The organism is Rickettsia endosymbiont of Polydrusus tereticollis (assembly GCF_964026385.1).
Taxonomy (GTDB): Bacteria; Pseudomonadota; Alphaproteobacteria; order Rickettsiales; family Rickettsiaceae; genus Rickettsia.
Map to the genome: position 1 here is coordinate 512,140 of NZ_OZ032142.1, position 20,336 is coordinate 532,475.

Here is a 20,336-nt window from a genome sequence, read left to right on the forward strand (position 1 = left end):
TATAGGAGTAACCGCCTGTACTATATCTTAACCTTAGCTTTTATTATAAACCAAATCCGGCTGTAGCGTTAAAACCTTATAGAAATATGGTACGGATGAAGGGACTTGAACCCCCACGCCTTGCGGCACAAGAACCTAAATCTTGCATGTCTACCAGTTCCATCACATCCGCAAAACTTCTTAAATTAGGAATTTTGTCAAAGAATTATAATACACATTGTATAATTTTTGTAAATCAGTAATTTTTGTATATTCATTAATTTTATGTGCTGTTTCGGATAATAAACCGAATTCAACAAGCGGGCAATAGTTTTTAACAAATCTAGCATCGGAAGTACCGCCGCTAGTCGAGAATTTAGGTTTTATATTAGTTGTGCTTGCAACTATTCCGGCGAAATCGGCTATTCTGTCTATAGGGCTTTGAATAAAGCTTTCGGCTGAGCTTTTACCGGTTAATTCATAATTTAATTGATATTCGTTACAATATTTTTCGGCAATCCCGTTTATTAGATTTGTTAGACTTTCGGCTGAATGTAGGTCATTAAACCGAATATTAAATCGTGCGGAAGCTTTATCAGGAATTACGTTAGTTATATTATTACCGACATCAATCGAGGTAACGCAGGTGTTCGAGTAATCAAAAAATGCACTGCCTTCATCGAGTTTAATATTGATAATATCGTTCATTATTTTTATTAGGCACGGCAAAGGGTTTTTTGCTTTTAGCGGATAGGCTACATGTCCTTCTAATCCTTCTATACTTAAATTAAAATTTATACTTCCTCTTCTGCCGATTTTGATGATATCGCCAATTTCTTTTTCACAAGTAGGTTCGCCGACAATAGCAAAATCAACTTTATGACCTTGATTATAAATGTGTTTTAACATTTCTTTAGTGCCGTATTTCGCCTCGCCTTCTTCATCGCTGGTAATTAAAAAACTAATCGAACCGTTAAGGTTTTGATTATTCTTTATAAAATCCAAACTTGCTGCTAAAAAACAGGCTATAGCCCCTTTCATATCAGCCGCTCCTCTGCCGTATATTTTCCCATCTTGTTCGTTAGCCTTAAACGGTTCAGAATTATGCCAAAGGTTATAATCGCCTGAAGGTACGACGTCAACATGACCGACAAAACAAATATTCGGTTTTTTATTGCCGTAAAATCCGTAAAGATTAGTAACTTGCGAGGAGGAACCGCCGAATAATTTTATTTCGGTCTGAAAGCCGCTTTCTTGGAGTAACTTGTCAATATATTCAATAGCACCGGCACTATTCGGCGTTACCGACTCAAAGCTAAGCAATTCTTTTAGGTAGTTAATGTGCATTTACTCTATCATTTAATTTTGGTTTTTGGAAATAAACATTTTTATTATTATTACTGTCTATACGCCAACCTTTATTCACCAGATTGTTGTTTATAATCCACTCGGTTTGTTGTTCTGCTAGCATGAAATAGCCTGTTTTATGGTAAATTAAACTGTAATGTTAAGTATACTTCTCTATAAGAAACTCTATTACTTTGACAATGCTTACATAATATTTTATTAATTTAAATATATGGTTATTTTATATTAGCCAAAGGATGAGTTATACATATATAAAATATGACGATAAAAGCATAGTAGCTTCGACTTTTTTAATAAACAAAAATTACTAATATTAAAATATGTCTATAAATAATAAATTTAAAGAATTAATTCAGACCGGTAGTTTTGCCGGTATATTACTAATTATAACATTTGCCTTGGCACTAGTCATTAGCAATAATAGTTTTTTAAATAAATATTATACTGCTTTTGTCTATAGCAATATATTTTTATCAGTAGGAAGTTTAAGTCTACAAACCACTTTTATACAGTTGATTAATGACGGCTTTATGAGTTTTTTCTTCTTATTAATCGGTTTGGAGATGAAGTTTCACTTAGTAGAAGGAGAATATAAAAACAAGAAGAAGTTAATATTACCGAGTGCGGCAGCTTTAGGAGGAGTAGTAGCACCGGCATTAATTTACGTATATTTTAATTTTGATCAATCAACGTTAAAAGGCTGGGCTATTCCGATAGCAACCGATACGGCTTTTGTCCTCGGTATTTTATCTTTTTTTCACCGACATACTTCTTTAGAATTAAGAGCTTTTATTATAGGTTTCTCGCTAATTGACGATGCTTTTGCTTTAATTATACTTGCTTTATTTTATACTAAAACAATCTCTATGGCAGCCTTATGGGCTTCCTTAGGAATTATAGTTATTTTATCCATACTTAACTATTATCAAGTACAAAAACCCCTTTATTATATGGCAATAGGATTATTGTTATGGATTAGCATGGTTGAGGCCGGTATTCACGGCACGTTATGCGGTGCTATTATTGCACTTTTCATACCGGTTAATATAAATGGCGGTCTTAACGACTCTTTTAAAAGATTAGAAGAATTAATGCGTCCTTTTGTAAATTATTTTATTTTACCTCTTTTTGTGTTTATGAATTCCGGTATCGTTTTAAAACATTTCTCATTTGGAAGTGTATGTTCTAACATCACTTGGGGTATAATATTTGGGTTATTTATCGGTAAACAATTAGGTATTACTTTGTTTTCATATCCGTTTATTCGGTTAAAATTTTGTGATTTACCGCAAGGCACGTCATGGTTAAAGTTTTACGCTATAGCGGTTCTAGGCGGGATCGGTTTTACTTTGAGTTTATTTATCGGCAGCATAACTTTTGAATCGGGTTGCCCTTCTAATGCTATGAGAATCGCCGTAATAATAGGCTCCTTGGTATCCGCTTTATTTGGCATTATAATTTTAAATTACGCTACTAAAAACCCTTCCGGTTCAGCTGTTTTAAAATAAAGTAGTTATTTTTTAGATTGACAAGTTTTTATTTGCTTAATAAAATTTCCCTTACAAAATTTAAATAGGCAAAATTATGCGTTTAACACTTATTACTTTAATAGCAGCAATAGCTTTTTTAACTAGTGCCTGCAATACTATGCAAGGTATGGGAAAAGATGTGCAAGCAGGCGGTAAGAAACTCGAAGATTCTGCCGAGAAAAATAAGAACAAAAAAAGCTGCGGTTGTAATACGTAAGAAAAGCAGGGGCTGCATTGAGGTTATTCAAGGGCGTTGTTGCCTGGATCAAGAAAAGTGCTATATGTCATTCCCGCGAAAGCGGGAATCCAGAAAAAACACTTAAAATAAGCAAAATTATATAAAATTTTACTATATAATTCGCTTAAATATTCTCTGGATTCCCGCTTTCGCGGGAATGACATCAAAAATTTGATCCATGCAACAACACAGGGCTTGACCACGGGTATGACATTGAAGTCATTTTTCGAGCCATGCAACAACGCTCGCACCTCCTTGCAATGAGGTCTCGGCGTAATTTTAAAACCTTAGCAAAGATACTTTAAAGTTCATCTTGAATGTGACAAACCATATAATTTAATGTAGCTCTTAATGCTTCTTCATAAGCTAATAGGTCATTTTCCGTGCAATTATTTTGTTTTATGGCTTCGTATACTTTTCTTAATAAAATACTATCACTGCTAATTTTTTGAAATTTTTCTTCATTCTCAAATTTATATTGCCAGTGTGCCGATTTACCTGTTTCCGCTTGTTTATGCATTTCTGCCGTACGTATTTGTATTTCTATTTTTCGCTTATAAGGATTAATTTCAGTTACGATATGTAAAGATTGATAGCCGTTTTCTTTAGGGTCATCGATAAAGTTTTTGCTTTTTTGTAAATCCACATTATAAAGCTTATAAATAATATCACGTACTTTATAACATTCCTTTTTATCAGCTACTATAACTCGTAATGCAATAAGATCCGTTAATTGTTCTAAAGTAGTTTCTTTTCTTATTATTTTCCTTAAAATAGATTCAGGTTCTTTAATTCTACCGGAGATTTCTGCTTTTATGCTATGTTTAAGTAAATCCTCATGAAGAAGACAAGTAATAATATCAATCAAACATACCTCCTTTATCTAATTACCTTAAGTTCTGTGAACAAATCTAATTTTTTAAAATTATATAACTAAAAATTTATAAACAGAAAAATAATATTCTCAAAAGCTACTCTTTTCAAGGGTTTATTGAAAAGAGGGTTTAACAACTAAAATTTAACTGTTTAGAAAAAGCGATAACTTTTCAATAAAAATAGTAATGGCTAAACTTTTTAAATAATGTCATTATAAATAAATTTTGGCTAAAATACCATAAAAACTAATATTTAATTTAAACCTGTTGTTACTAATAAAATTATTAGTAGAATTATTTTTTTGTATAATTATAATAACTACCCAGATAAAGCTTAATTAAAAAAAAAAGATATAATAATGAGTAGCTTAGATATTGTTATTTTTTTCGGCTTTCTAGCCGTTAATTTAGGTGTCGGCATGTATTATAGCCGCAATATTAAAACTATAGAAGAATATGCCATAGGAGATAGAAATTTTTCTACTTCAACCATTATTGCGACTATCATTGCAACTTTTATCGGCGGCGGGGTTTTTTCTTTAACTTTATCTAAAACTTATAGCGACGGCTTAGCTTATATATTTTTAAATGTCGGGGAAATATCAGCTTTTTTTATTACGGCATATTTTTTAGCACCAAGAATGGCAGAGTTTTTAGGAATCTTATCTATTGCCGAAGCTATGGGAAACCTTTTCGGCAAGAAGGTTCGAGTTATTACTGCAGTTTGTAGTATTGCTATAACAGCCGGTGCAGTTGCTATGCAATTTAAGGTAGCTTCAACAATTTTAGGTTATTTTTTTGGGATAAATAGTATATATGCTACTATAATTAGCGGCATGATAGTAATTATATATTCCGCAGGCGGCGGTATAAAAGCGGTCACTTTTACCGATATTATCCAATTTCTTACTTTCGGTGCCTTTATACCGATTTTAGCATTAGTAATTTATGGTACGCTACATAATCCGGAAATTGTATTTGATACGATTACTTATAACTCAGCTTTTGATTTTAAAGAGGTATTTAGCTATAGCAACCCGCATTTTTGGAGTTTAATAATACTTTTTCCTCTTTTTGCATATCCGATATGTTTTGATCCGGCGATGTTTCAACGAGTTTCTATGGCTAAAAATACCAAACAAATAAGAAAGTCTTTTTTCATTTCCGGCGTAATTCTGATAGTTATTTATCTATTTATGGATTGGATAGCAGTTTTATTATTATCCGTTAAAAATGATATCGCAGCAGATAGTTTATTAAGTTATGTTATCGACAATTATACCTACCCAGGTTTTAAAGGATTTGCTTTAATAGGTATAGTCGCCATGTTAATGTCAACGGCAGATTCTTATATAAATTCTTCGGCAGTAATATTTGCCCATGATTTTTGTAAGCTGCTTGGAATAAAGTGGATTAAAAATAATGAGCTACTTTCTTCTAAATTATTTGCGGTAGCGGTAGGAGTATTTGCAATTATAGCCGCATTATCTTCTAATAATTTATTTGATTTACTTATATTAATTAATGAATTCTATATGCCTATTGTTGCAATACCTATACTTTTTGCGGCATTAGGGTTTCGCAGCTCTTCTAAATCGGTTTTAATAGGCATGGCAGCCGGCTTTATCTCGATTATTTTATGGAGATTTATTTTTCCAAATACAGAGATTGAAGGGGTAGTACCCGCTACTTTTATGAATATGGTTTTCTTATTCGCTAGCCATTATATGTTAAAACAACCGGGCGGTTGGGTAGGAGTGAAAAATCCTTTGCCTTTAATAGTTGCACGAATGGAGCAAAAACGTAAAATAAATAATTTCATTACCAATATTAAAGAATTTAATATATTAAGATTTTGTAATAATAATTTACCTCTGGAAGAAATCACTTATACTTACCTTGGAATTTTTATAATAGCCTCTACTTATTCTTCTCTATATACAATACCTGAAAGTTTAAGAATTCATTATAAAGAAATATATAATTTTATTTATCATTCCGTGCTAATAATGTCGGCAATTCTATTATCATATCCAATATGGCCGAATAGTTTTAAAAATGAAAAATTTATAACAATATATTGGAATATAGCAATATTTTATATTCTTATTTGCGTCGGTAGTATTTTAGTTATAATTAGCCATTTCAGCGAAATACAGTTAATGGTTTTTATGCTGAATATGGTTGTTATGGGTATTATACTTCGTTGGCAAGTGACATTATTAATGCTAGCCTTTGGAATTATTATTTCAAGCGAATTTTTTAAATTATATACTCATGCACCTATCCCGGGAAATTTCGGCAATATACAATTTAAAGTGATTTATTTTTTACTATTATTTAGTAGTATCTTACTTGCTTTTATTAAACCAAAACAAAAATATGATGAGTTAGCTGAAAATTATAAAAAAGATTTAGAGCAAAAAAACAATGTTAATTTATCTAATTTATTTAAGGTCACACAACATAGAAAAGAGCTTTTACATAAGTTAGATAAAAATTGCGTTCAGCTATTTAAATCATTATGTACAGAAATAAAAAAATTAGAAACCGATATTGATGAAAAGTCAGATAAACAAGAATTAGTCGCAGAAAAAGCTAATTTATTAAAAATAGCCAAAAGATTAAAAGACGAAGCTGAATATTTAGATGAAGTAATATTAAAAATTAAAGATGAAATATCAATAAAACCTGCCAGTGTAGAATTAAAACAGTTCTTTGCTAGAATACTCAATCACTATAAAGAAATTAATCTTAATTCCGAAATGCAAATCAGTACTATTTTTAAAGTGCAGCATGAGCAACTAGAAATTGATGAAGAGCTAATGCTAAATACCATAATTGCTTTACTCGATTATGGACGATTAAGTTCGGAAAGTAATATTGCACATTTTTTATTTGAAGATGACTGTCTTGATAGCGACTTACTTAAGACTAAAAAAGATGCCGTAAAAATTACTTTAATTTTTACTAGAATTAAAGTAAAGCCGGATAACGGAGATAATTTATTGAATTCACCAAATGAAATATACGATAATTTTGTTTTGTCAGAGATAGCAAAAATAATTAACGCTCATTACGGTAAGTTAGAAATTACTTTAAATAATGCTCAAGAACTAGTCTATACTTTAATAATTCCCACTCAGATTAAGAAAATTACACCAACAAGAAAAGCTACCGAATGAGCTGCTAGAGTATACTTATAGTTTGTCTAAGTAAAATATAGTCTCTATAATAATAAATTAATTCACAACAAAATCATGAAGTTTTACTTACATAATACTCTTACCCGTACTAAAGAAATTTTTCAGCCGATAGATAAGAATTTGATAAAAATGTATGTTTGCGGTCCTACCGTTTACGATCATCCGCATATCGGCAACGCTAGGTCGGTAGTAGTGTATGATATATTATATCGTTTGCTTGAAGAAATATTCGGCGAGGCGAATGTAAAATATGTCCGGAATATTACCGACGTGGATGATAAAATCATTGATAGAGCGGCAGAGCATAAAATTACTATAGGAGAATTAACTAAAAAAATTACCGCTGAATTCCATCAGGACATGTATTATTTAGGATGTAAATCTCCGACCTTAGAGCCTCGAGCTACCGAGCATATCAAGGAGATGATAGAGATAATAGAAAAATTAATAGCAACAAATCATGCTTATATTATTGATAATCATGTTTATTTTGATGTTTCGACTGCACCGAATTATACGGAGTTATCTAATCGTGATTTAGACGAAATGGCGGAGGGTGTACGGATAGAAAACAGTAAAGCAAAAAAACATCCGTACGATTTTGTGCTATGGAAGCTGGCAAAACCGGATGAATCTTTAGAGGCAAATTTTGAGAGTCCGTGGGGGTTAGGACGCCCGGGTTGGCATATTGAATGCTCTAGCATGAGTTATAAATATTTAGGCGAGAATTTTGATATACATGGCGGCGGTGTGGATTTAATTTTCCCCCATCATACTAACGAAATTGCTCAGAGTAAATGTGCTTTTCCTGATTCTTTATATGCCAAATATTGGGTTCATAACGGCTTTCTAACGTCAAACGGCGAAAAGATGAGTAAGTCTCTAGGAAATTTTATTACGGTAAAAGATTTGATAAATAAAAAAATTCCAGGGGAGATAGTGCGATTATTTTTACTAACTGTCCATTACCGTAAGCCGCTTGATTATAACGATAAAGCTTTAGATGATGCCAAAAAAACTATGGATTACTGGTATCGAGCAATTGAGAATGTTAATACTATAAAGCTTTCTACGCTGCCGCAGGATTTTATGCAAGCACTGCTTGATGATATGAACACGCCGCTGGCGATAAAAATAATCAATGATTATGCCAAGCAGGTTTTTTTGGTGCAAACCGTCGAAGAAAAACAAATTAACGCCTCTTCTCTTCTTGCTTGTGCTAATTTCATCGGTTTAATGACCCAAAAACCGCAAGCATGGTTTCATGCCGGAATAGACGAAATTTACATTAATCGGTTAGTTGATAAACGTTTAGAGGCAAAAAAGCAAAAAGATTGGCTACTCGCCGATCAAATACGCAAGCAGCTACTAGAGGAGGGGATAATTCTCGAAGATAAAACGGACGGCACGACTATTTGGAGAAAATAGGTTCTTGTAAATATTGAAATAAGTGTATATAATGATAGGGCTTATATGCCATGGTCAAGCCGGCGTTGTTGCATGGATCAAATTTTTGATGTCATTCCCGCGAAGGCGGGAATCCAGAGAATATTTAAGCGAATTATATAATAAATTTTTATATAATTTTGCTTATTTTAAGTGTTTTTTCTGGATTCCCGCCTTCGCGGGAATGACATATCCATGCAACAACACAGGTACAAGCCACGGTATGACATCATTACTTTTATAAGCATAACACAATATAAAAATTCGCACGTAAGATATTAAGGTTAGTTCATTTAAAAATATGGATCACATCTTGCGGAGGTAAAATAACAACTTAAGGAGATTTATTAATAATGTCAAAAATACAACCAGTTAATATTAAAGATTTACTCGATGCCGGCGTGCATTTCGGTCACAAAACTTCCCGTTGGAATCCTAAAATGGCTCCTTATATTTATGGAGAACGTGATGACGTGCATATTATTGATTTAAGGCAAACCTCTGTATTAATGGGCGTTGCATTAAATGCGATCTATGAAACAGTGAAGAAGGACGGCAAAATATTATTTGTAAGTACTAAAATTCAAGCAAGCGACATAATAGCCGAATATGCCGAAAAATGCGGTCAATATTACGTAAATCACAGGTGGCTCGGCGGAATGCTTACTAACTGGAAAACTATTTCCGGTTCAATAGAGAAATTAAATAAGCTTGAAAAGACTTTAGAAAACGAAGAAGCTTGCGTCGGTTATACCAAAAAAGAAATATTGGATATGAGCCGCAAAAAAGATAAATTACTTCTTTTGCTAGGCGGAATTAGGAATATTCATTCTAAACCGGATTTAGTAGTAATAATTGATACCAACAAAGAGCATATAGCAATTAATGAAGCCGTAAAGCTCGGTGTTCCTATTATTGCGGTCGTTGATACTAATTCTAACCCTGATAATATTGATTATCCGATTCCGGGTAATGACGATGCAATTAGATCAATTAGACTTTATTGTAGCCTATTTGCCGACGCGGCATTGCAGGGACTTGAGGAAGCAATGAGAGCTTCGGGTGTAGATCTCGGAGCCATAGAAGATCATGGGGAAAAAGGTAAAGTATCTCAAAATATTTCTAAATTAAAGTCGACTAAAAAATTCTCTCAAACTAAAAATATAAGTGAAGAGATAACTACCGAGTTCGAACAAGCTTTAACGACAACGTCGGATAAAAAGGAAGGGTAAAGGTTATACGATGGTCACCCCCGGTGGCTTGAATTTTTGATGTCATTCCCGCGAAGGCGGGAATCCAGGAAAAACACTTAAAATAAGCAAAATTATATAAAAATTTACTATATAATTCGCTTAAATATTCTCTAGATTCCCGCCTTCGCGGGAATGACATACAGCACTTTTTTCGATCCACGCAACAACGCCTACAGCGGCTCTCAATAACGGTTATGGAGCCTATACATAAGAGAATAGAACAAATAAAAGGAGCAAATAAAATATGAGTGAAGTAACTATAAGTGCTGCAAGCGTCAAGGAATTAAGAGAAAAAACCGGTGCCGGAATGATGGATTGCAAAAAAGTTTTAATTGAAACTAAAGGTGATTTTGAAGCGGCTGTTGACTTGTTAAGGCAAAAAGGCTTATCTGCCGCAGCAAAAAAAGCCGGTAGAGTTGCATCTGAAGGGTTAACTGCCGTAAAAGTTGATGGTCTAATCGGTGTACTCGTTGAGGTGAATTCCGAAACGGATTTTGTTGCCCGTAATGAGCAATTTCAAGATTTAGTAAGAAATATTGCCGATAGTGCAATAAAACTAAAAAATATTGACGAGCTAAAAGAAGTTAAATTAGCAAACGGTAAGTCGGTTAACGAAGAAATTTTAGAAAATGTTGCTACTATCGGCGAAAATTTAACTTTACGGCGTATGGATATATTAAAAGTATCTGAAGGAGTAATCGGCTCATATGTTCATAATGAAGTTACAAAAAATTTGGGTAAAATTTCCGTATTAGTAGGACTCGAATCAACTGCTAAAGATAAAGCCGGACTAGAAGAAGTAGGGAAGCAAATAGCCGTTCATATTGCGGGTAACAATCCACAAAGTTTGGATGAATCAAGCTTAAACCCTGCCTTAATAGAGCGTGAGCGGAAAATATTCTTTGAGCAATCAAAAGCTGCCGGTAAATCCGACGATATAATTGCTAAAATGGTAGAAGGAAGAATACGTAAATTCCTAGCAGAAGTTGTATTACTTGAACAGAATTTTTTATTTGATACTAAACTCCGGGTTTCTGAAGTTATTGCTAACGCTGCTAAAAAATTAGGGGCAGATATTAAAATCACAAAATTCATTAGGTACGAACTTGGTGAAGGCATAGAACAGGAAGAAAAAAACTTTGCCGACGAAGTAGCCGCCGTAGTGAAAGGGTAATAATTTAAATATATTTTATTACAAACCTTACTATAAAGGTTAATGGTGTTGTTGCATGGATAGAATTTTTGCAAAGCGTACGGTGTCATTCTAGTTCCTTGGTCACGGCATCCAGTCTTTTTATTAAGGTTTTTTCTGGATACCGTGGTCAAGCCACGGTATGACACCATACTTGTAATAACCATAATTCGCTTAAATATTCTCTAGATTCCCGCCTTTAGCTAGAATGACATACTGCTACTTTTATCGAGCCATGCAACAACGCCAGTTGTTTCTGTGAGGAGCAGCCCATAACGCTTCGGATATTCGGCTTTGAAGGCGGGAAGGGCGAAACTACTACGGTTGCAGTTTTCCATGAGATAACGAGTTTGTTGTTAGCAGAAAATACTTTAACTAAGTGCATATATAAATACTTAAAATTTCCCCCTCATTTTTAAACTAAAACTATAATAACAGTAAAATTTATTACTATTTCAACAAATTTTTTTATTGACTTTCAACGAAAAAAATATAACTTTTTTATATTTAAATAAAGTGTAAAGAAATGTTAAGATATGAAGTAGAGCAAAAAAGTTTAACTAGACAACAAAAGGAAGCTATCGGGTTACTATCCGTAGGCACTTTCCTAGAATATTTTGACCTTATGCTGTATGTTCATATGGCAGTATTACTCAATGAGTTATTTTTCCCGAAAGCTGATCCTCATACCACAGCTATTTATTCTGCTGCTGCCTTCTGTTCTACATTTGTTTTTAGACCCTTTGGAGCTCTTGTATTTGGCTGGATAGGGGATAATATAGGGCGTAAATCTACAGTGATTATTACGAGTTTTATGATGGCTATATCATGCATTATTATGGCCGTTAGTCCAACTTATGCTGAAAAAGGACTAATCGCTACTATAATAGTTACGCTATGTCGAATTGTTCAAGGTGTATCCTCACTAGGGGAAATAATCGGTGCAGAACTTTATCTTACTGAAATGATAAAACCCCCTAAACAATATTCTTATGTATCGTTAATTTCTTCTTTTTCTACATTTGGTAACGTTATAGCTTTAGGTATGGCATCATTAATTACTAATTTTGGATTTAGTTGGCGAATAGCTTTTTTTATTGGAGCGGGAATTGCAGTAACCGGAGGTTATGCAAGAAATCGTTTGCGAGAAACGCAAGAATTTATAGATGCAAAACGGCAAGTTAAAAATAGCTTTAGTAAAGCTAAAGTAAATATAAAAATACTTGAAAATGATCTACTGTGGAAAGAAAAAGTTAATTGGAAAACGACCTTAGCCTATTTTTTAATTCAGTGTGCATGGCCAGTAACATTTTTTCTTGTATATATATATTGCATAATATTCTAAAGAATTCTTTTAATTATAGTGCTGAGGAAATTATAAATCATAATTTTATTATATCTTTAATACATTTAGTTGGAGGATTAATTTTAAGGTGTTATTTAAGTAGTATAGTACATCCTTTGAAAATCCTTAGAGTGTGTTTGATAGTATTTTCATTATTTACCGTAATGACTCCTTATTTACTAAATTACCTTAGAACTCCCGGGGAATTACTTTTGTTACAATCAATTATAATAGTCTTTGGCTTAGGAGATGCTCCAGCTGCTCCTATTTTCTTTAAACATTTTCCAGTTTTTAAACGCTTCACTTACTCAAGCTTTTTATACGCTTTGTCTAGAGCTTTAGTGTATCTAATTACTTCTTTTGGTCTTATATATTTAATAGATTATTTTGGTCATTGGGGAATATTAGTTATTGTGATTCCGGTAAGTATAGGTTACGGATTCGGTATACTGCATTTTGAGCGGTTAGAAAAGGTTGCAGAAAATTATCCTTTAAAGTAGGAGTCGCTTTTAAATAAAGCTCTATTAATTCATCTTTTATTTGCGGCATTCCGAGATGCATACTAAGGGTTATGAATACACTTAAAGTTTCTAACATTATCTTCTTCATTTTTTCAGGTGACTTAACCCCAATTGTTTGCATATTATGAAGACGATCAAATACTTTAATAAATAACATATCTTTATTATTTTGTAATAATAAGGAGTGGACCATTTCTGCAGAGCTTATTTTTTTATCTAGCTTGATTCTAGTTAAATCTTCTACTTGACAAGCAATTTTATACCCAAAGATATTTGTAATCATAGTTTTAGTAAATTCAGTATCCTCAATAGTATCATGAAGTAATGCAGTAACAATCATATCTGTTCTAAAAAATTCTTGTTTTTGCAAACTGCTATATTTAGCTGCCATATATGCAACTTCTACCGGATGGGAGTAATAAGGATCACCTGATTGCCGTATTTGTACACCGTGATATTTCCGTGCGTAGTATAAACCTTTCTTAACTTCTCCAATATCTATCGGGGGTTTTACCAACCTGTTTAAATAAGTAATTTTATCCAATAGCCTTGTAGCATATCCGCACATCTCAAACTTTTCTTCCCAGCAATTAATATCTTCCATAAAAATTAACCTAAATTTATTAGATCAAGCTTTATAACATTTTCTATTGAAAATTTAAAGTAATAAAATTAGGAAGCGTTTTTTAATCTTACAATTTAATAATAATTTTTAAATATATACATTAATATAATTTAAATTCTATGAAGCTGCATAGACTTGTTGCGTGGATCATAATTTACCGTATTATGGTTATTACAAGTATGGTGTCATACCGAGGTCCCTTCCACGGTATCCAGAAAAAACCTTAATAAAAAAGACTGGATGCCGTGATCAAGTCGGTGTTGTTGTATGGATCGAAAATTATAGCTAATCCCTTGATGTCATTCCTGCGAAAGCAGGAATCTAGTAATAAAAAGGTGTGAATGCCTTGGATTTTTAAAACTAAAAGCTCAAAATATTTCGCTTTTTTCTGGATTCCTGCTTTCGCAGGAATGACATATAGCACTTTTTTTTGATCCATGCAACAACACTATTTATTTCAGGATGACTATAATTTTACTGAAAGCAATTAATCCCGTTTAAAGGTTTGATATATTACGGGAATGACGAAAATAGTAAATATAGTCCCAATGCTCATGCCTCCGACTATTACCAAACCGATAGAGTTACGGGCGGCGGCACCTGCACCGGAAGCAAAGACTAGCGGCAATGTACCTACTATTGAGGCAAGTGTTGTCATTAATATCGGTCGTAATCGGAGGCTACAGGATTTAACTATTGCTTCTCTAATATTTGCACCTTGTTCTTTTAACTGATTGGCAAATTCTACTATCATAATAGAATTTTTAGTAACCAATCCGACTAAAGTAATAAGACCGATATTGCTGTACATATTGAGGCTGTTACCGCATAGCCAAAGAGTTAACACTCCCCCTGTTATCGAGAAAGGTACGGCAAGCAATATTAATAAAGGATCAATAAAGCTTTCAAATTGTGCAGAGAGTACTAAATAAATAAATATTAGAGCAAATAAGAAAGTCATAAGCATATTACTATCCGACTCACTCATTTGTTTAATTTCACCTATATATTCAAGTATTGTGGTGCTAGGATCGAGTAGCTTGTCGCTTATATTATTAATTTCTTTTATTGCGTCGCCGATTTCCTGTCCCGGAGCTAAGTCCGATGAAATAGTAACTGCTTTTGAATTATTATAGTGACTGTATGATTTTACCGATACTTTCTCCGTCATTTTGGCAATTACTCCAAGCGGTAGCATAGTATTATTTTTTGCCGGAATTAGAATTTTACTAAAGTCATTAACATTGTTACGATCTTTTAAATTATATTGTAATACGACATTATATAGATCGTTGCCCATTCTAAAATCGCCGATTTGTTGACCGGCAAGTAAATATTGTACGGTTCTTCCTATATTTCCCATACTCATCCCGTATAAATACGCTTTATCACGATCAATATCGATATTAATCGTCGGCATTGCCGACTGCAAATCCCTATTTACGTTAGAAAATACAGGATTTGCTTTCATCAAATCGACAAATTTATCGGATAATTTATCTAAATCGTCATATTCAAGTGTTGTTTGCAAAGTAAATTCGATCGGGCTTTGAGCATTATTACTAACCATTGATCGTGGATCCATAGCAAAAATCGACATACCCGGTATTTCTGCAAATTGTGCATTAAGCATATTCTTAATAGTTTCTTGTGAACGTATTCTTTCGCTCCAGTCTTTAAGGGGAACATAAGCAAAAACGCTATCGCTACCTCCTGCACCGATTACCATTAAATAACCGAGTATTTCTTTATAATTTGCCAAGATTTTTTCGGCTTCCATAACTATCGCTGTCGAATGTTCAATAGCTGAGCCTGCAGGTCCGGTAAAAGAAAGCTGCAAAAATCCGTCATCTTCTTGCGGAACAAAAACTTTTTGCACAAATTTAGAGCTGATTATTAACACTATGAAAGATAAAGCAATAATAAGGGAAAACTTCTTTTTGTTATCAAAGGTAAGATTTAAATAATAAAGATATTTACTTTGCACAAGCTGCAGAATTTCATTAAATTTAGCTAAAAATTTCGGTAACGGCTTATCATGTTTTTTGATCATGCGGCTTGCCATCATCGGTGTTAACGTTAGTGCAACAAAGCCTGAGAGTAAAACGCAAAATGCTAAAGTCCAAGCGAATTCGATAAATAATTTACCGACAAAGCCGTCGATAAAGCCGATCGGTAAAAATACGGCGGCAAGGGTAATAGTCATGGCGATAATAGCAAAACCGATTTCCTTGGAAGCAAGAAAAGCTGCCTCTATCGGCGGATGTCCCAGTTCGTTATATCTAAAAATATTTTCAAGCATAACGATTGCATCGTCGACTACTAACCCGATAGCTAAAATCATCGCTAGAAGAGTGAAGATATTAATAGAAAAGCCCATTGCGTACATAACGCTAAAAGTACCGATTAACGACACCGGAATCGTTACAAAGGGGATTAAAGTAATTCTAGCTGATGCTAGGAATAAATAAGTAACTAAAATTACTAATATTAAAGCTTCAAAAATAGTACGAAACACGGCATAGACCGAGGCGTTGACCGGTGTTGCACCGTCATAGGCAATACTGACATTTATACCGCTCGGTAATGATGCTTTAATTTGATCTAAAACACTTCTCACCTCATTTGATAAATCTATAATATTAGCTTTTGATTCTTTTATAAGCCCAAGAGCAATAGAGCTTTTGCCGTTATATCTAAAAATAACATCTTGATCGGGAGCACCCAAATATACTTTTGCTACATCTCTTAATTTTATTATTCCGCCGCCTCTGGCTTTTAGTATAATATTGCTGAATTCTTCCGGTTTAGTTAAAGATCCTTCAAGGGTTATTATAAAGTTATTGATACCCGTCTTGATTGTTCCCGCCGGATAATCCTTATTTTGTTCAGTAATGGCTGCTTCAATTTCTAACGGAGAAATTTTATACTGATATAATTTTTTAGGATCGGGTTCTATTTTCATTACATAATCATATCCGCCGTATATCTCCGATTGCCCGACCGTTTCAAGCTTATCTAGAGGAGTTTGTAAACTATCTTCAACGATTTTTGTTAACTCCAAATCATTATATTGATCACTTTCAATGCTTAAAAAAAGACTCGGAAAACTATCGGCATCAAGCTTTGCTACCGACGGTGCTTTCATATCTTTAGGAAACATATAAGTTATGTCGGAGACTTTGGAGCGTACGTCATTTAGAGCTACCTCAATATCGGTAGATAACAGAAAAGACAAAGTTATATTACTTTGACCCGTTGAGCTTTGGGAGGTTGTAAAATCAAGGTTTTTAACCGTCTTTAAAGCTTTTTCAATACGGGTGGTAATTTCTTTTTCCATATATAAAGCATCGGCTCCCGGGTAAAGAGCCGTGACGTTAATAATGGGTACTGAAATATCAGGTGTACCTCTAATTTGTAATTTAGTAAAAAACACCGCCCCGAGTGTTATTATAATCAGGCTTAAAACCGTCGCAAATACCGGACGTTTTATACAAATTTCAGATAATAGCATTTATATAACCAAAAATAGGGATGAGTAACTTTTTCTAAGCAAATAAGTATATATTTATAGAGCTCGTACTATTCATGATTATACGTTTCCATTAAAATTATTCAATTATATTTAGCTTGAAAGACAAAACTGATGTAATATGGTTACATATTTTTATAAAATTACATAATAAACATAGATATTTAAACTTTACAAATAACTCTCATTTGCAGTCAATTAATGGTTTGTTATAATCATTTTTGTACGCTAAAAATAAAAATATGTATTGATGTATATTATAGCTAGTTGTATATATTATCATTAGTACCTCAGGTTTAATACTATAAATTATCAAATAGGAGTTAATTTCATTATGAATAAAGCAGTAAATAAAGGAATGAATAAAGCAGAATTAATTAATTTAATGGTCGATTTAGGGCATTCTAAAAATTCTACGGATAAATCACTGACAAAAGCCGAGGCTGAAAGATCACTTAACTTAGTTCTAGAGAGTATTCTTGAAGCAATTAAACGTGGCAAAGGTGTTAGTTTAATAGGTTTCGGTTCATTTATGGTTCAGCACAGAGCAACACGTGAAGGGCGTAACCCAAAAACAAAAGAAAAAATGACCATTCCTGCTTATAAGCAACCGGTTTTTAGAGCGGGTACTAGAATGAAGGAAGCGAGTAATTCTTAAAAGTATGGTGTTATGCCATGAAGTATAGTGTCATACCGTGGCTTGACCCACTGCTGTACGAACGTTTAAATAAAGAGGTGAAAATTCTGTCATTCCGTGGCTACGACCACAGAATCCAGTCTATAATGTCATAAAAAGACTCTAAAATAAGCCTAATACTGCTTTATTTTTCTGGATGCCGTGATCAAGGAACTAGAATGACACAGCCTTTTCTTTAACGTTCGTACAACACAGGGCTTGACCACGGTATGACAACCCATACGCTTTGCAAAAATTCGAGCCATGCAACAATGCCGGCTATTGCCGGCAATGACGATTCTCTAAACCGACACCAATACCCAAAAAATATGATAATCGAACGTCTTAAATTTAGTTTTAACCAAAAAAAACTTTATAATAGCTGGCTTATTGAAACCGAAGACGTAGATCAATCTTTAAAAGATGTTCAAGAATTTATACGCCAAAAAATATTCGGAGAGAATATTGCTTTAGAAAATCATCCTGATTATTATTTTGTAGCAAAAGAAATTTCAGCTACAGCCAATTCTAAAGATATTTCTGTAGATCAGATAAGAAAGCTGCAAGAATTCTTAAATAAAACTTCAGCCATTTCCGGTTACAAGGTTGCTATAATCTATCAAGCAGACTTAATGAATTTAAACGCTGCGAATTCCTGCCTTAAAATCTTAGAGGACACCCCAAAAAATAGTTATATTTTTTTAATTACTTTAAAAGCCGCTAGTATTCTTACTACCATAAGATCAAGGTGTTTTAAAATTAGTATTAGATCGCCGAAATATTTTATAGGTAATGAAGCATATGCAAAATTCATTAAGCCGCTTGCCGATTATACGGACTTAAATGCTAGGCTAGCTTTCATTAATCAATTTTCCGGTAAGGATAGAGAATTATGGTTAGAATTTATTGATAATATTTTACAATTAATGAATCGAATTATAAAAAAATCTTCGGGCGTTAATATCGAGCTTACAGATTTAGAGGATAAAATATTAAATAAATTACCGACGAAAACCCCTTCTTCACTACTTGATAAATTCACTGACATTAAACGCTTAATATATAATACTATAGATTATGACCTTGATCTAAGAACCAGCTGCGTTTTATTGATGAGTGAGTTTTCACAGTAATTATAGGATCATTCAAAATGCCCCTACTTCAAAGATTAAAAAAATTATTCTTTAAAAATAAAGAATACCAAGCTTTATATCAGCAAGCTGACGAATTTCATAGAAGCGGCAATTACGAAGAAGCAATAAAAATTTATGATAAACTAATTACGCTTATACCTAAAAATGCAGAATTATACTGGCAAAAAACTGAAGCTCTATTTTTTTTAGAAGATAGAGAAGAAGATCTTTTAAAGGTCATTGATAAAGCAATTAATTTTAGCAAAGACTCCAAGTATTTAAATGATGATATCATTTTTGCCGTAAAAGGTGATATCCTTTTTGAAGTAAAAAAATATGATCTTGCCATTTTAGCTTTTAATAATAGAATTAAAAAACATCCCCTCGATCCATATAATTATTATAAAATAAGTGAATCATTATTTAAAATATCAGAATATGAACAAGCATTAGAATATATTAATAAAGCTATAAAGTTGCCACCAAACACAGAGACAAAATATTTGTATTGGCGTTTTTATGCGTGCCAAGCAGAAATTTTAAAGGAATTAGGGAAAATCGAAGAAGCATTGGTAGCATGTGATAACGCAATTGAATTAGGAGGTGCTTATTCATACCATCAAAAAGCGGTTATACTAGACGAAATAGGTAAATATTCTGAAGCTATAATATGCTTAAATAAAGGAATTATGCAGTATCCTTTATACGACTTAGAAATATGTGTACAATTAAAAGCTAAAATTTTATGTAAGCTTAATAAATATGATGAAGCTTTAGAAACTTTAAGGAATAATAAAAATTTTGATACCCCATACTCAGAGATTTTAACGGAAGAGCTAATTTATATATTAGAGAAAGCTGATAAATATGAAGAACTACTTGCAGAATATGATCGATTAATAATGAATGATCCAGCTAATGCAAAGCTTTACGATAGAAAAGGTATGTTATTTGAAAAACTCGGTCGCCTTGATGAGGCTGCGGAATACTACAATAAGATGATTGATGTCAAACGACGAAATAAAGAATTTTAGGAATAATTTAATATTTCTAAAAGCTCCTAACCAATCCTATCTGTGCCAAACCGACAGCAACAGCGGTTTCGGTTCGTAAGATATAAGCACTAAGGTTAAAAGATTTAGTGTTTCCTTGGGCGGCTAATTTTTCGAGTTCGCCGCTACTAAATCCCTCTTCAGGTCCGACAATAAATAAAATATCCGATACATTATTTAAGCCGCTAGGTAAAATTTTAAGCAAAGAATTAGCTTTATCCTCGCACTCATTAGCATATAATATTAGGTTATTGCTATGGTTTTTTAAAAATTGTTCAAGCGAAATAACCGGCTCGATAATTGGCGGGCTAACCCGGATATTGCATGAAGTGAGATTTAAAGTAAGAAATTGAGTAATTTATAATA

Annotated in this window: 15 protein-coding genes, 1 tRNA gene and 1 pseudogene; 10 read left to right on the top strand and 7 right to left on the bottom strand. The window is 33.0% G+C overall.

Going from position 1 to position 20,336, the window contains the following annotated elements:
- Window positions 1-87: 87 nt before the first annotated feature.
- Window positions 88-172 (bottom strand) — tRNA-Leu (locus AAGD48_RS02375).
- Between the two features lie 8 nt (window positions 173-180).
- Window positions 181-1,326 carry a succinyl-diaminopimelate desuccinylase gene (gene dapE, locus AAGD48_RS02380; protein ID WP_341790306.1) on the bottom strand — a complete coding sequence of 382 codons (1,146 nt, stop codon included), beginning with the start codon at window positions 1,324-1,326 and terminating at the stop codon, window positions 181-183.
- Between the two features lie 341 nt (window positions 1,327-1,667).
- Here dapE and nhaA point away from each other — a divergent pair, with 341 nt between their 5' ends.
- Both nhaA and AAGD48_RS02390 read left to right on the top strand, forming a co-directional pair.
- Window positions 1,668-2,855 carry a Na+/H+ antiporter NhaA gene (gene nhaA / locus AAGD48_RS02385; protein WP_341790307.1) on the top strand — a complete coding sequence of 396 codons (1,188 nt, stop codon included), beginning with the start codon at window positions 1,668-1,670 and terminating at the stop codon, window positions 2,853-2,855.
- A gap of 76 nt (window positions 2,856-2,931) precedes the next feature.
- Entirely contained in the window at window positions 2,932-3,093 is a 162-nt protein-coding gene (locus AAGD48_RS02390; RefSeq protein WP_341790308.1) for an entericidin A/B family lipoprotein, read from the top strand.
- 322 nt (window positions 3,094-3,415) lie between these two features.
- Here AAGD48_RS02390 and AAGD48_RS02395 read toward each other — a convergent pair whose 3' ends face one another.
- Window positions 3,416-3,982, bottom strand: a complete 567-nt coding sequence (locus tag AAGD48_RS02395; protein WP_341790309.1) for a bifunctional (p)ppGpp synthetase/guanosine-3',5'-bis(diphosphate) 3'-pyrophosphohydrolase — start codon at window positions 3,980-3,982, stop codon at window positions 3,416-3,418.
- 366 nt (window positions 3,983-4,348) lie between these two features.
- Between AAGD48_RS02395 and AAGD48_RS02400 the strand changes: the two genes are divergently transcribed.
- The 5 genes and pseudogenes from AAGD48_RS02400 to AAGD48_RS02420 all read left to right on the top strand — a co-directional run bounded on the left by AAGD48_RS02400 (window position 4,349) and on the right by AAGD48_RS02420 (window position 12,931).
- Window positions 4,349-7,174, top strand: coding sequence for a sodium:solute symporter family transporter (locus AAGD48_RS02400; RefSeq protein WP_341790310.1), 2,826 nt, complete (start codon window positions 4,349-4,351; stop codon window positions 7,172-7,174).
- A gap of 75 nt (window positions 7,175-7,249) precedes the next feature.
- Window positions 7,250-8,623, top strand: coding sequence for a cysteine--tRNA ligase (cysS, locus tag AAGD48_RS02405; RefSeq protein WP_341790311.1), 1,374 nt, complete (start codon window positions 7,250-7,252; stop codon window positions 8,621-8,623).
- A gap of 371 nt (window positions 8,624-8,994) precedes the next feature.
- Window positions 8,995-9,873, top strand: a complete 879-nt coding sequence (gene rpsB, locus AAGD48_RS02410; protein WP_341790312.1) for a 30S ribosomal protein S2 — start codon at window positions 8,995-8,997, stop codon at window positions 9,871-9,873.
- 265 nt (window positions 9,874-10,138) lie between these two features.
- Window positions 10,139-11,068: a translation elongation factor Ts gene (gene tsf, locus AAGD48_RS02415; protein ID WP_341790313.1), complete on the top strand. Its 930-nt coding sequence runs from the start codon at window positions 10,139-10,141 to the stop codon at window positions 11,066-11,068.
- Window positions 11,069-11,612: 544 nt separating this feature from the next.
- Window positions 11,613-12,931 (top strand): annotated as a pseudogene (locus AAGD48_RS02420) (MFS transporter).
- Here the strand turns inward: AAGD48_RS02420 and AAGD48_RS02425 are convergent.
- From AAGD48_RS02425 to AAGD48_RS02435, 3 genes are all read right to left on the bottom strand, one after another.
- The gene (locus AAGD48_RS02425) at window positions 12,840-13,556 is read right to left on the bottom strand and encodes an HD domain-containing protein (protein WP_341790314.1); all 717 of its coding nucleotides are present in this window, start codon (window positions 13,554-13,556) and stop codon (window positions 12,840-12,842) included. The pseudogene AAGD48_RS02420 and the gene AAGD48_RS02425 overlap by 92 nt on opposite strands.
- Before the next feature lie 244 nt (window positions 13,557-13,800).
- The gene (locus AAGD48_RS02430) at window positions 13,801-14,016 is read right to left on the bottom strand and encodes a hypothetical protein (protein ID WP_341790315.1); all 216 of its coding nucleotides are present in this window, start codon (window positions 14,014-14,016) and stop codon (window positions 13,801-13,803) included.
- A 48-nt stretch (window positions 14,017-14,064) separates the two neighbouring features.
- A complete protein-coding gene (locus AAGD48_RS02435) occupies window positions 14,065-17,091 on the bottom strand; it encodes an efflux RND transporter permease subunit (protein ID WP_341790316.1) in 3,027 nt (1,008 codons plus the stop codon).
- Between the two features lie 376 nt (window positions 17,092-17,467).
- On the opposite strand from AAGD48_RS02435, the gene AAGD48_RS02440 reads away from it, so the two are divergent.
- The 3 genes from AAGD48_RS02440 to AAGD48_RS02450 all read left to right on the top strand — a co-directional run bounded on the left by AAGD48_RS02440 (window position 17,468) and on the right by AAGD48_RS02450 (window position 19,952).
- Window positions 17,468-17,767: an HU family DNA-binding protein gene (locus AAGD48_RS02440; RefSeq protein WP_341790706.1), complete on the top strand. Its 300-nt coding sequence runs from the start codon at window positions 17,468-17,470 to the stop codon at window positions 17,765-17,767.
- Between the two features lie 347 nt (window positions 17,768-18,114).
- Entirely contained in the window at window positions 18,115-18,918 is an 804-nt protein-coding gene (locus tag AAGD48_RS02445; RefSeq protein WP_341790707.1) for a DNA polymerase III subunit delta', read from the top strand.
- Window positions 18,919-18,935: 17 nt separating this feature from the next.
- A complete protein-coding gene (locus AAGD48_RS02450) occupies window positions 18,936-19,952 on the top strand; it encodes a tetratricopeptide repeat protein (RefSeq protein WP_341790317.1) in 1,017 nt (338 codons plus the stop codon).
- Window positions 19,953-19,968: 16 nt separating this feature from the next.
- On the opposite strand, the gene AAGD48_RS10615 is transcribed toward AAGD48_RS02450, so the two are convergent.
- Entirely contained in the window at window positions 19,969-20,328 is a 360-nt protein-coding gene (locus AAGD48_RS10615; protein ID WP_410526031.1) for an RsmE family RNA methyltransferase, read from the bottom strand.
- Window positions 20,329-20,336: the final 8 nt, after the last annotated feature.